11 protein-coding genes are annotated in these 12,691 nt (G+C 63.4%); 8 read left to right on the forward strand and 3 right to left on the reverse strand.

Going from position 1 to position 12,691, the window contains the following annotated elements; all coding sequences use genetic code 11:
• The first annotated feature begins 5 nt into the window (after positions 1-5).
• Positions 6-800, forward strand: coding sequence for an SDR family NAD(P)-dependent oxidoreductase (locus AC07VU_RS18450; protein ID WP_274304277.1), 795 nt, complete (start codon positions 6-8; stop codon positions 798-800).
• Between the two features lie 28 nt (positions 801-828).
• Here AC07VU_RS18450 and AC07VU_RS18455 read toward each other — a convergent pair whose 3' ends face one another.
• A complete protein-coding gene (locus AC07VU_RS18455) occupies positions 829-1,395 on the reverse strand; it encodes a TetR/AcrR family transcriptional regulator (protein WP_274304276.1) in 567 nt (188 codons plus the stop codon).
• 196 nt (positions 1,396-1,591) lie between these two features.
• Between AC07VU_RS18455 and AC07VU_RS18460 the strand changes: the two genes are divergently transcribed.
• Both AC07VU_RS18460 and AC07VU_RS18465 read left to right on the forward strand, forming a co-directional pair.
• Entirely contained in the window at positions 1,592-2,245 is a 654-nt protein-coding gene (locus AC07VU_RS18460; protein WP_009044983.1) for a GntR family transcriptional regulator, read from the forward strand.
• Positions 2,246-2,260: 15 nt separating this feature from the next.
• A complete protein-coding gene (locus AC07VU_RS18465) occupies positions 2,261-3,112 on the forward strand; it encodes an urea carboxylase-associated family protein (RefSeq protein ID WP_123411348.1) in 852 nt (283 codons plus the stop codon).
• Positions 3,113-3,188: 76 nt separating this feature from the next.
• Here the strand turns inward: AC07VU_RS18465 and AC07VU_RS18470 are convergent, their stop codons facing one another.
• Together AC07VU_RS18470 and eat are read right to left on the reverse strand one after the other, a co-directional pair.
• Positions 3,189-3,356 (reverse strand): DUF2897 family protein, encoded by a 168-nt coding sequence (locus tag AC07VU_RS18470; protein WP_008006000.1) that lies wholly within the window; start codon positions 3,354-3,356, stop codon positions 3,189-3,191.
• A gap of 167 nt (positions 3,357-3,523) precedes the next feature.
• Positions 3,524-4,909 carry an ethanolamine permease gene (gene eat / locus AC07VU_RS18475; RefSeq protein ID WP_092417743.1) on the reverse strand — a complete coding sequence of 462 codons (1,386 nt, stop codon included), beginning with the start codon at positions 4,907-4,909 and terminating at the stop codon, positions 3,524-3,526.
• A gap of 415 nt (positions 4,910-5,324) precedes the next feature.
• Between eat and kdpF the strand changes: the two genes are divergently transcribed.
• The 5 genes from kdpF (at position 5,325) to AC07VU_RS18500 (ending at position 12,627) form a co-directional block, all read left to right on the forward strand.
• A complete protein-coding gene (kdpF, locus tag AC07VU_RS18480; protein ID WP_007899818.1) occupies positions 5,325-5,414 on the forward strand; it encodes a K(+)-transporting ATPase subunit F in 90 nt (29 codons plus the stop codon).
• Positions 5,415-5,422: 8 nt separating this feature from the next.
• Positions 5,423-7,132 carry a potassium-transporting ATPase subunit KdpA gene (gene kdpA, locus AC07VU_RS18485; RefSeq protein WP_007931354.1) on the forward strand — a complete coding sequence of 570 codons (1,710 nt, stop codon included), beginning with the start codon at positions 5,423-5,425 and terminating at the stop codon, positions 7,130-7,132.
• A 10-nt stretch (positions 7,133-7,142) separates the two neighbouring features.
• Positions 7,143-9,242, forward strand: coding sequence for a potassium-transporting ATPase subunit KdpB (gene kdpB / locus AC07VU_RS18490; RefSeq protein ID WP_274304273.1), 2,100 nt, complete (start codon positions 7,143-7,145; stop codon positions 9,240-9,242).
• A gap of 129 nt (positions 9,243-9,371) precedes the next feature.
• Positions 9,372-9,923 carry a potassium-transporting ATPase subunit KdpC gene (gene kdpC, locus AC07VU_RS18495; protein ID WP_037005296.1) on the forward strand — a complete coding sequence of 184 codons (552 nt, stop codon included), beginning with the start codon at positions 9,372-9,374 and terminating at the stop codon, positions 9,921-9,923.
• Between the two features lie 52 nt (positions 9,924-9,975).
• Positions 9,976-12,627, forward strand: a complete 2,652-nt coding sequence (locus tag AC07VU_RS18500; protein WP_101338720.1) for a DUF4118 domain-containing protein — start codon at positions 9,976-9,978, stop codon at positions 12,625-12,627.
• Positions 12,628-12,691: the final 64 nt, after the last annotated feature.

Here is a 12,691-nt window from a genome sequence, read left to right on the forward strand (position 1 = left end):
CCGTCATGAATTCGATTTCCCCCAAGGGGCTGGCACTTGTCACCGGTGCTTCATCTGGCATCGGTGCGGTTTATGCCGAGCGGCTGGCCGCTCGTGGTTACGATCTGTTGCTGGTTGCACGCGATGAGCAGCGCCTGCAAACCGCCGCGACCCGGTTACGGGCCGAGCACAAGGTGCAGGTTGAAGTGTTGAAGGCCGATCTGACGCTCCAGGTCGATGTGCTGAAGGTCGAGCAGCGCTTGCGCTCCGACTCGAGCATCAGTCTGTTGCTGAACAATGCCGGTATCGCTGCTGACGGGAGCTTGGCCGTTGCCGACACGGATCAGTTGGAGGCAATGATCCAGTTGAATGTGGTAGCGGTCACTCGTCTGGCTGCTGCGGCCGCCGCCAGCTTTTCGGCAGCAGGAAGAGGAGCGATCATCAATATCGCTTCGGTGGTGGCGCTGATTCCCGAGCGTTTTAATGCGACCTACAGCGCGACCAAGGCCTATGTCCTGAGCCTGACTCAGTCGCTTGCTGCGGAATTGGACGGTAAGGGTGTGCAGGTCCAGGCGGTATTGCCTGGGGTGACCCGCACTGAGATCTGGGAGCGCTCGGGCATCGACGCCCAAGGGATTCCAGCCGAGATGATCATGGAAGCCACCGAGATGGTGGATGCGGCTCTGGCCGGTTTTGATCAGGGTGAGTTGATCACCATCCCCTCGCTACCTGACTCGGCAGATTGGGACTCCTTTGTAGCTGCGCGTTTTGCCCTAGGGCCAAACCTGTCGAAAAGCAGTGCGGCTGCTCGCTACAAATAACGGTGTCGAGGCTGGAGGTTGATGGGGATCACTCCGCCTGACCATCCTGTTTTTTCAGATACTCGCGTGTTACCTCCAGTATCCGTTTGGCCAGGTCGGGGTTCTCGACACTGCGCGACAGCACCAGGGCCCCGACCAGGGTCGACATGATCACCAGGCTCTGGTCGGCGGCATTTTCTCCTTCGAGATTGGCCTCTACCTGCGCGAGTCGGGTATTGAGCACCGCATCAGTGGTGGGACTGGCTTGCCCGCGCAGGCCCAGTTCCGATGACATGGTGGGCAACGGGCAGCCTTGACCGGGGGAGGTCTGGTGCCACTCGGACAGGTAGCTGTCGATAAAGGCCGGCAGGGGTTGTTCCTGGGCAAATAGCGTGGCGCAGTGCGCATCGAGTTCTTCCGCCGCGGCCTGCAGGGCTTTTTCGACCAGTTCGTCCTTGGATTTGAAATGCGAGTAAAAACCGCCATGGGTCAGGCCCAGGGCTTTCATCAGTGGTTGCAGGCCTGTCGCCCCGATACCGTCGCGCCGAAAGCGCTCGGCGGCCTCCTTGATGATGCGTTGATGAGTTTGGGCTTTATGGTCGTGCGAGTAACGCATCGAGGAAGTCTCCACAGCTAGGGAGCCATCTTACCCAAGGTTGACGGAAGGGGGATTGCACTATTAACCCCGGAAACCTCATTTTTCTCACTGAATAGCTAGAAAAGCATGATTCGTCAGTGAGCCAAGTATCGGTTGGCATGAATAGTGATTATTGGATATCCATAGATTGTTCAACAATCGCAAGGCGATATTCATGAGCAACGTACTCTCCCTGGCCGATCAGATAACCCTCGAATTACGTGCCGATATCATCGGTGGTCGCTTGCTGCCGGGCATGGCCCTGGTGGAAAGCGATCTGGTGTCCGCCTACAACGCCTCGCGCAACACCATTCGCGAGGCCTTGCATCGCCTGGGACAGGAAGGCCTGACCCGCTACGTACGCAATAAAGGTGTCACGGTGCGCAGGCTGGGCATCGATGAAGTGCGTGATCTGTTCCAGGTGCGCCGTACCCTGGAGTTGCAGGCCATTGCCTCCAGCAAACCGCTGCGCGACTACCAGTCCGACCGGATGCTCGAGGCTATCGAGGCCAGCGAACTCGCCCGCGAGCGCGAGGACTGGCGCTCGGTGGGCACCCACAGCCTGGCCTTTCATCAACATATCGTCGGACTGATGCGCAGCCCCTTGTTCGATGAGTTCTTCACCAACGTCGTGGCGCAGATGCGCCTGGTGTTTTGTGCCGCCCCTGACGAGCAGCATTTTCAATCGCCCTGGCTGGCCCGAGACCGGCAGATCCATGACTTGCTCGCCGCTGGCGACAAGCAGGCCGCCAGCGAAACCCTGGCGGTTTACCTGGATGATTCCGAACGGCTGCTGCTCGACATCCTCAGCCACTCTTCCCGCCACTGATCGAGGATTTCAACCATGTACAAAGACTATCCCGCGGCTTATCAGGTCAGCAAAGGTTCGGCACTGCAGGTGGACACGGTCTTTTATGAGCGGGTCCGTGACAGCAAGGACCAGCGCACCTTGATCGAACAATTCGAAGTGCCGATCCGTACCGGGCGCGCCTGGCATGTGCCGGCTGGGCACGTGTTCCGGGTGACCACGCCGGCCGGCCCGCAGGTCGGAGACTTCAACGTCTGGAATGCCAGCGATCCGCGGGAGCGTCTGTGGGCGGCACGTACCCGGCAGTTGCAGGGCGCGCATGTCAGTACCCATGACCGGTTGTGGTCGAACCTGCCGTTTTTGCGGCCACTGGTGACCATCACCGATGACAGCCTGGCCGGTTACGGGATCGACGAGCATGGCGGGCGCTTGCACGACCTGCTCGGCACGCGCTGCGATCCTTACGTGAACCGCATGCTCACCGGGGAGGACTTCCATCACCATTGCCATTCCAACCTGACGCGTGCGGTCCTGCCTCACGGCCTGACCGAGTTCGATGTGCATGACGTGCTGAACATCTTCCAGTGCACCGGGCTCAATCATGACGACATGTATTTCATGAAGGCCTGCCCCGCGCAGAAGGGCGATTACCTGGAGTTCTTTGCCGAAATCGATCTGTTGTGCGCGCTGTCGACCTGCCCGGGCGGCGATCTGTCGCTGCCCATGTGGGGGCCGGAGGCTCAGGATCCGCTCAGTGTCTGCCGGCCGTTGGGCGTGGAGATCTATCGGCTCGACGAGGCATTGCTCGAAGGCTGGAGCCAGCCTGAGCGGGCGGCCTACAAAGGTTTGCATGGCCTGCACATCGCCAAGGCTGCCTGGGAGAAATAGCGCTGCCGGCCGCAAGGGCGGATAAAAAAGCCCCGCCATTTCGAGAAGGGCGGGGCTGTTCGATCGGGTTATCCAGTCAGCGGTCCTGCGCGTCCTTGGCGTCCGCTTCCGCGTTGCGCTCAGCAACGCGCTTGCGTTGCTCTTCGGTCAGTTCCACCTTGTTGGCGGTGTCGCGCAACATCATCAGACCACCAACGATCGAGCCGATTGCAACGATCAGAATCAACCAGGCATACCAGGGCATAGGGCTCTCCTTGAGGGCATACCGGCGGGCGAGGAGTTTCGCCCGTCAAGTTGCCATACCACTTCGAGTTACAGCGTTTCGCAGTGGTTCCATTGTAGGCCTGATCTGCCCCGGCAACCTCTCTTGCATCAATCTTCTCGAAGGTTGCATTCGGCCTTGCAAGCCAACTACAGAGAGATGCCATCCCCTCGGAGCCCGGTCAGCATTGCATCCGCCGGCGCATCGGCGCGCAGTTGCGCGGTCAGTTGGAAGTAGATGAAACCGGCCACCATGAAACCGAGGAAGATCAGGCCGATCAGGCTGTTGAACCAGGCCATCGCTACCAGGCAGACCACGGCCAGTGCCAGGGCTATGGCCGGGACCAGCGGGTAGCCCGGTGCGCGGAAGGTGCGTTCCAGGTGCGGCTCGGCCTTACGCAACTTGAATAGGCTGAGCATGCTCATGATGTACATCACGATGGCGCCGAATACGGCCATGGTGATCATCGCCGCGGTCAGGGTCATGCCTCCCAGGTTGATCAGGCCATCGCTGTAGATGGCGGCGATGCCGATCAGGCCGCCGGCGATGATGGCGCGGTGCGGCGTCTGGAAGCGTGACAGCTTGGCCAGCGACGCCGGCAGATAGCCGGCGCGGGCGAGGGCGAAGAACTGCCGCGAGTAGCCGAGAATGATGCCGTGGAAGCTCGCCACCAGGCCGAACAGGCCGATCCACACCAGCATGTGCAGCCAGCCGGAGTTGTCCCCGACCACGGCTTTCATCGCCTGGGGCAGCGGGTCGTTGATGTTCGACAGGGTGCGCCAGTCGCCCACGCCGCCGGCGAAGAACATCACGCCCATGGCCAGCAGCACCAGGGTCAGAATGCCGCTGATGTAGGCCTTGGGGATGGTGCGTTTCGGGTCCTTGGCTTCTTCGGCGGCCATGGCCGCGCCTTCGATGGCGAGGAAGAACCAGATGGCGAACGGAATCGCCGCGAACATCCCGGCAATCGCCGGCGCGCCGAAGGTGTCCGAGCCCGCCCAGCCGTTGAGGGCGAAGTTGCTGAAACTGAAGGCCGGCGCGACCACGCCCATGAACACCAGCAGTTCCGCCACCGCCAGTACGCAGACCACCAGCTCGAAGGTGGCGGCGAGTTTGACCCCGAGGATGTTCAGCCCCATGAACACAATGTAGGCGCCGACCGCCGCATGCTTCGGGTCCAGGGCCGGGAACTGCACATTCAGGTAGGCACCGATCGCCAGAGCGATGGCCGGTGGTGCGAAGACGAATTCGATCAGGGTCGCCAGCCCGGCGATCAGCCCGCCTTTTTCACCGAAGGCCCGGCGGCTGTAGGCAAAAGGGCCACCTGCATGGGGAATGGCGGTGGTCAGTTCGGTGAAGCTGAAGATGAAACAGGTGTACATGGCCGCGACCATCAGCGAGGTCAGTAGAAAGCCCAGGGTGCCGGCGACGCCCCAGCCATAACTCCAGCCGAAGTATTCCCCGGAGATCACCAGCCCGACCGCGATCCCCCATAAATGCAGCGTGCCCAGCGTTGGTTTGAGTTGTGTGTTCATGCGTGGCTCCCGGAACGGAATGAAATGCTCGGGACTGCTCACTGCACCGCTCATGCCAGAGCGAAAACGGTCGTCGTAAAGCGTAAAAAGCTGTCGTATCGAGGATGTTTCCAGTTGTTTCGGGGGCGAAGGCGCCTGGGTTGGTGCACAGCCGTGCAACAGAGGAGGGCGGCGGAGCCTGGAGGCGCGCGATCGCGAGCAGGCTCGTTTCTACGTGCATCGTGCTTTTCCGGTGCAGCAGCAAACCGGCTGGCGATCCCTCCCCCTGGCCACGCCGATGGCTGGTGTAAATCCCGCGTAAAGCCTTTCTTTACGCTTTCTTTATGCGTCGCCCACGCCCTCGATCTCGTTCCTTTACAGCCTCCCTGCGGACAATGCCCCACACGCGGCGATTGCCGTACGACGGAGAGATTCCATGAGCGTTCTGGACGGGGTGTCCCTGCTGCTGGCAGTGGGGCTGTTCATCTATCTACTGGTTGCGCTGTTGCGCGCGGATCGGAACTAGGAGCGGCTATGCACAGTTATGACTATTGGCTGATCCTCGGCTTCTTTGCCTTGGTGCTGCTGCCCGCGCCTTTCCTGGGGCGGTTCTACTACAAGGTAATGGAGGGCCAGCGGACCTGGCTGACGCCGCTGTTGGGGCCGGTCGAACGCGCTTGTTACCGGCTTTCGGGCGTCGATGCGCAAAGCGAACAGAGCTGGCAGAAATACACCCTGGCCCTGCTTGCGTTCAACCTGGCCGGCTTCCTGTTGCTGTTCACGATTCTGTTGTTCCAGGACCATCTGCCGCTCAACCCGCAGAACCTGCCGGGGCAGGAGTGGACGCTGGCGTTCAACACCGCGGTCAGCTTCATGACCAACACCAACTGGCAGTCCTACAGCGGTGAAGCCTCCCTGAGCTACCTGAGCCAGATGATCGGCCTGACCGTGCAGAACTTCGTCAGCGCCGCCACCGGTTTGGCGGTGCTGGTTGCACTGTGTCGTGGCATCGGCCGCAAGTCGACCAAGACCCTGGGCAACTTCTGGGTCGACATGACCCGTGCCACCCTCTACGGCCTGCTGCCACTGTGCCTGCTGCTGGCACTGTTCCTGGTGTGGCAGGGCGTCCCGCAAACCTTCGCCCAGTATGTCCACGCCGTGACCCTGCAAGGCGTCGATCAGGTGATTCCACTGGGCCCGGCCGCCAGCCAGATCGCCATCAAGCAACTGGGCACCAACGGCGGGGGCTTCTTTGGCGTCAACTCGGCGCATCCGTTCGAGAACCCGACGGCCTGGAGCAACCTGTTCGAGGTGGCCTCGATCATCCTGATCCCGGTGGCCCTGGTGTTCACTTTCGGCCACTACGTCAAGGACCTGCGCCAGAGCCGGGCGATCATCGCCTGCATGCTGGCGCTGTTCCTGATCGGTGGCGCGACCTCGCTGTGGGCCGAGTACCAGCCCAACCCGACCCTGAACAACGTCGCGGTCGAGCAGACCGCACCGCTCGAGGGCAAGGAAGTGCGTTTCGGGACCACCGCCACCGTGCTCTGGTCGGTGACCACCACCGCGGCCTCCAACGGTTCGGTCAACGGCATGCATGACAGCCTCAGTCCGCTGAGCGGCATGGTCGCGCTGATCAACATGATGGTCGGCGAGGTGATCTTCGGCGGCGTCGGCGCGGGCCTCTACGGCATGCTGCTGAACGTGCTGATCGCGGTCTTCCTCGCCGGCCTGATGATCGGGCGCACCCCGGAATACCTGGGCAAGAAGCTGCAGGCCAAGGAAGTGCAGTTGCTGGTGGTGACGCTGATGGTGATGCCGGTCGGCGTGCTGGTACTAAGCGCCATCGCCGCGAGCCTGCCGGGGCCGGTGGCGGCGGTGAGCAACCCTGGCGCCCACGGTTTCAGCCAGTTGCTGTACGCCTACACCTCGGCCAGCGCCAACAACGGTTCGGCCTTCGCCGGCCTGGGCGCCAACACCCCGTTCCACAACCTGATGCTGGGCCTGGGCATGTTGATCGGCCGCTTCGGCTACATCCTGCCGGTGCTGGCCCTGGCTGGCAGCCTGGCGCTGAAAAAGACCGCGCCGGTCGGCCAGAACAGCTTCCCGACCCATGGTCCGCTGTTCGTCACGCTGCTGACCATGACCATTTTGCTGGTGGGCGGGCTGACCTTTTTGCCGACCCTGGCGCTGGGCCCGATTGCCGACCACTTGAGCTTGGCTGCCTTTGGAATGAAGGGCTGAGGACTTAATGATGAATATGCATGTTCCTGCCTCCAAGAAGGCTGTAACCGAAATGCCCGGCGCTAAAACCGCGGCCTCGAAACACACTGCTGCCGAACAACAGAAAACCTCGATCGCAGCCCTGTGGCGTCCGGCGCTGGTACAGGCCTTCGTCAAGCTCGACCCACGCCAGTTGCAACGTTCGCCGGTGATGCTGGTGGTCGAGCTGACTGCGATCCTGACCACGGTACTGTGCCTTGTGCCGGATACCGCGGTGCCGACCTTCGTCGCCGCGCAGATCGCCCTCTGGCTGTGGTTCACCGTGCTGTTCGCCAACTTCGCCGAGGCCCTGGCCGAAGGCCGTGGCAAGGCCCGCGCCGACAGTCTCAAGGCTGGCAGCGAAGGCCTGAGTGCACGCCTGAAAAAGGCCAATGGCAGCTTCCAGGTGATCCCTGCCGCCAATCTGCGCAAAGGCGATGTGGTGCGGGTCGAGGCAGGGGAAATGATCCCCGGTGACGGTGAAGTCATCGAAGGTATTGCCGCGGTCAACGAAGCGGCGATCACTGGCGAGTCGGCACCGGTCATCCGCGAGTCTGGCGGCGATCGCTCGGCGGTGACCGGCAATACCCGGCTGGTGTCCGACTGGTTGCTGGTGCGTATTACCAGCAATCCGGGCGAATCGACCCTCGATCGCATGATCGCCCTGGTGGAAGGCGCCAAGCGCCAGAAGACCCCGAACGAAGTGGCCCTGGATATCCTGCTGATCGGCCTGACCCTGATCTTCCTGATCGTGGTCGTTACCCTGCAGCCGTTCGCCCACTTTGCCAATGGCAGCCTGCCGCTGGTGTTCCTGGTGGCGTTGCTGGTGACCCTGATTCCGACCACCATCGGTGGCCTGCTGTCGGCCATCGGGATCGCCGGGATGGACCGCCTGGTGCGGCTGAACGTGATCGCCAAATCCGGTCGTGCCGTGGAAGCGGCGGGTGACGTGCATGTCCTGCTGCTGGACAAGACCGGCACCATCACCTTTGGTAACCGTCGTTGCGCGGCCATCCACGCAGCGCCCGGGGTCAACCACCAGGAAATGGCCGAGGCGACCTTGCTGGCCTCGCTGGCGGACGACACGGCGGAAGGCAAATCCATCGTCGAATACCTGCGCGGGCTTTATCCACAGCCCGAGCCGGGCGCCGAAATGCTGACCGCGGTGCCGTTCAGTGCCGAGACCCGGCTGTCCGGTGTCGACTATCAGGGGCGGGTCTATCGCAAGGGCGCGGTGGATTCGGTGCTGGCCTTCGTCGGTCTGCAACGGGGCGACCTGGCCCCGGCGCTGTCCCGGGAGATCGACAAGATTGCCCAGAGCGGCGGCACGCCGCTGCTGGTGTGCGCCGAGGGCAAGCTGCTCGGCGCCATTCACCTCAAGGACGTGGTCAAGCCCGGTATCCGTGAGCGTTTCGCCGAGTTGCGCAAGCTGGGGATCCGTACCGTGATGGTGACCGGCGACAACCCGCTGACCGCCGCCGCCATTGCCGCGGAGGCCGGGGTGGATGACGTGCTGGCCGAAGCCACGCCGGAGAAAAAGCTGGCGCGCATTCGCCACGAGCAGAATGACGGTCGCCTGGTGGCCATGTGCGGCGACGGCGCCAACGACGCCCCGGCACTGGCCCAGGCCGACGTCGGCATGGCAATGAACGATGGCACCCAGGCGGCGCGCGAAGCGGCGAACATGGTCGACCTCGACAGCGATCCGACCAAGCTGCTGGACGTGGTGCAGATCGGCAAGGAGCTGCTGGTGACCCGCGGTGCCCTGACCACCTTTTCCATTGCCAACGACATCGCCAAGTACTTCGCGATCCTGCCGGCGCTGTTCGCGGCGATTTATCCACAGCTCGGCGTGCTCAATGTCATGCAACTGAGCAGCCCGCAGAGCGCGATCCTTTCGGCGATCGTGTTCAACGCCCTGATCATCGTCGTGCTGATTCCACTGGCCCTGCGCGGGGTACGGGTGCAGGCGGCCAGCGCGGCCAATCTGCTGCGCCGCAACCTGCTGATCTATGGCCTGGGCGGGATCCTGGTGCCGTTCCTGGGCATCAAGCTGATCGACATGCTGCTGACGGCTTTGCATCTGGTGTAACCCCGCGACCCTGTAGGAGCCAGCTTGCTGGCGATGGTGTCAACCCAGTGCGCCAGACGCACCGCATCGCTAGCAAGCGGGTTCCTACGGAGTCCGGGTAAACCCGTTAACCGAATCGAGGATTTGATGATGTCCACAGTATTGCGTCCGGCCTTGAGCCTGATTGTGTTGATGACCCTGATCACTGGCGTGGCCTATCCGTTGGTGGTCACCGGTGTGGCCCAGGTGGCATTTCCGAAGCAGGCCAATGGCAGCCTGGTGCTCGATGGCGTGGGCCAGGTCCGTGGTTCAGCCCTGATCGCCCAGGATTTCAGCGGCGACAGCTGGTTCCACCCGCGTCCATCGGCCGGGGCTTTTGCCACGGTGTCCAGCAGCGCGAGCAACCTGGCGCCGAGCAACCCGGCCCTGGCCAGCCGTGTGATCGACGACGCCAACAAGCTGGCGGTGCCAGGGCAGGGGCCGGTACCGCTGGCGCTGCTGACGACTTCGGGCAGCGGCCTGGATCCGCACTTGCCACCGGCAGCGATTAACTATCAACTGGCGCGGGTCGCGGCGGCGCGCAACCTGCCGGTCGCCACATTGCAGCAACTGGTGGATGCCCATGTCGAGCAGCCTCTGATCGGCCCGCCGGTGGTGAATGTGCTGGCCTTGAACAGGGCGTTGGAAAAGCTCGCCCTGTAGCCAACTGCTACAAGTTTGTATGTCGATGATTTGAGTCCAGAGAGAACAATGCATGAGTGATTCCGGCCGCGCCGACGCCCTGTTAGCCGATCTGTCCCATGACGGCCGCGGCCGCCTCAAGGTCTTCCTTGGCGCCGCCCCGGGCGTCGGCAAGACCTACGCCATGTTGCAGGCGGCGCACACGCAATTGCGCCAGGGGGTGACGGTCCTGGCCGGGGTGGTGGAAACTCATGGCCGGGCGGAAACCGAAGCCTTGCTCGGCGGTTTGCCGCAACAGCCGCTGGTGCGTTCCGAATACCGCGGGGTCATGCTCGAAGAGATGGACCTCGACGGCCTGCTCAAGGCCAAGCCCAAGCTGGTATTGGTGGATGAACTGGCCCATACCAACGCCCCCGGCAGCCGGCACGCCAAGCGCTGGCAAGATGTTCAGGAACTGCTGGCGGCCGGTATCGACGTCTTCACTACGGTCAACGTGCAGCATCTGGAAAGCCTCAACGATCAGGTCCGCGGCATTACCGGGGTGCAGGTCCGCGAGACCCTGCCCGACTGGGTGCTGCAGGAAGCCTACGAGTTGCTGCTGGTGGACCTGCCGCCGCGAGAACTGCTGGAGCGCCTGCGCGAAGGCAAGGTGTATGTGCCGGAGCAGGCCAGGGCGGCAATCGATGCGTTCTTCACCCAGACCAACCTCACCGCGCTGCGCGAGCTGGCGATGCAGGCTGCGGCGGCACAGGTCGACGACGATCTGGCCCAGGGGTATCGCAAGCTCGGGCAGGCCGCGCCGGCGGTGCGCGGACGCTTGCTGGTAGGGGTCGATGGCGACGCCCAGGCCGAGCGCCTGGTGCGTCATGCCAGCCATGTCGCCCGGCGGCGGCATCTGCCTTGGAGCCTGGTGCATGTGGATGACGGCCGGGTGCCTGACGAGCAAGCTCGCCAGCGCCTGCAAAGTGCCCAGCAACTGGCCGAGCGCCTGGGCGGCGAGGTGGTCCTGCTGCGGGCCGGCGAGGTGGCCAAGACCCTGATCCAGCATGCCGCGGAGCGGCGCGCCAGCCTGGTGCTGGTGGGGCAGTCACGCAAACGCCTGCGCCGCCGTTTGTTCGGCGGCGGTCTGGCGGCGCGCCTGCTGCGCAACGCCCAGGGCCTGGAAATCAACGTGCTCGACAGCGAGGACGAACCCGGCCAGCCGCGCCTGCGGGTGGAACGTTCGCTGGTCTGGTTCGACTACGCCCTGGCGGTCCTGGCGACGGTCCTGGCTTCGGGGCTGTCGTGGGCGGTGGCGAGCGTGCTGGCGTTGCCGAACATCTCCCTGGTGTTCCTCGCCGCGGTGCTGCTGGTGGCGGTGCGCAGCAGTCTCGGGCCGGCGCTGGTGTGCGCGGCGTTGTCGTTCCTGACCTACGATTTCCTGTTCATTCCGCCGACGTTCTCCTTCGCCATCCAGCGCGAGGAAGACGTGCTGACGCTGCTGTTCTTCCTGTTGATGGCGGCCCTGACCGGCAACCTGGCGGCGCGCCAGCGTCGGCAGTTGCAGGCATTGCGCGACACCCAGGAAGAAACCAGCGAACTGCTGGACCTGTCGCGCAAACTCACCGCCGCCACCGACCGGCAGGCGGTGATCAGTGCCGCGGCGCAGCATCTCAATGGCTGGAAGGAATTGCAGCTGTGCCTGCTCAATCGCGACGGGCAGGGTGGCTGGAAGGTCGAGACGGGTGGGCCCTTGCAGTTTTCCGAGTCCGAGCGGGCCGCCGCCGATTGGGCCTGGCAACACGATCAACCGGCCGGGATGGGCACCGGAACCCTGCCTTTCGGGCGCTGGTGGTGGTGGCCGTTATCCGTCGACGAAGGCCCGCTGGGCTTGCTTGGAGTCTGTCCGAAAGAAGGCGAGGAGCTCAACGCTCAGCGTCGTCGCCTGTTGAGTGCCTTGAGCCAGCCCCTGGCCCAGGCCTTGGCCCGGGCACAGTTGGCCGAGGATCTGGAAGCGGCGCGCCTGCACGGCGAAACCGAGCAATTGCGCAGTGCGCTGCTGGCCTCGGTGTCCCATGACCTGCGTACCCCCTTGACCTCGATGCGCGGCAGCATCGACAGCCTGCTGGCGCTGGGGGAGGCAATCCCCCTGGAAGACCGTCGTGAACTGCTCGAAGGCACGCGGGATGAGGCCGAGCGCCTGGATCGCTACATTCAGAATCTGCTGGACATGACTCGTCTCGGCCATGGCTCATTGAAGCTGGCGCGAGACTGGGTGGCGCCGGCCGATATCGTTGGCAGCGCGCTGAATCGCCTGCGAGTGGTGCTGGCGCCGCTGCGGGTCAGCACCGAATTGCCGGCCGAACTGCCGTTGCTGTTCGTGCATGCGGCGCTGATCGAACAGGCGCTGATCAATGTCCTGGAAAACGCCGCGCGCTTTTCACCGGCCAACGGCCGTTTGCAACTGAGTGTCGGGACCCGCGATACCGAGCTGCTGTTTGCCGTGAGCGACGAGGGGCCGGGAATTCCAGTGGAAGATCGGCCGCGGATTTTCGACATGTTCTACACCGCGGCACGGGGCGATCGAGGCGGGCAGGGCACCGGCCTGGGGCTGGCGATCTGTCAGGGCATGGTCGGTGCCCATGGCGGGCGCATTACGGTGGGCGAAGGGATCGACGGGCGTGGTACCTGCATCACCTTGTGTCTGCCGCTGCAGGCGCAACCCGAGCTTGAAGGAGAGGCCTGAGTGCCGGTAAAAAGCGTCAATCCAACGAGGCCAGGAGGGCCGCATATGTTCTTTACGATCCAGA

Source organism: Pseudomonas sp. GW821-FHT02B10, assembly GCF_059421865.1.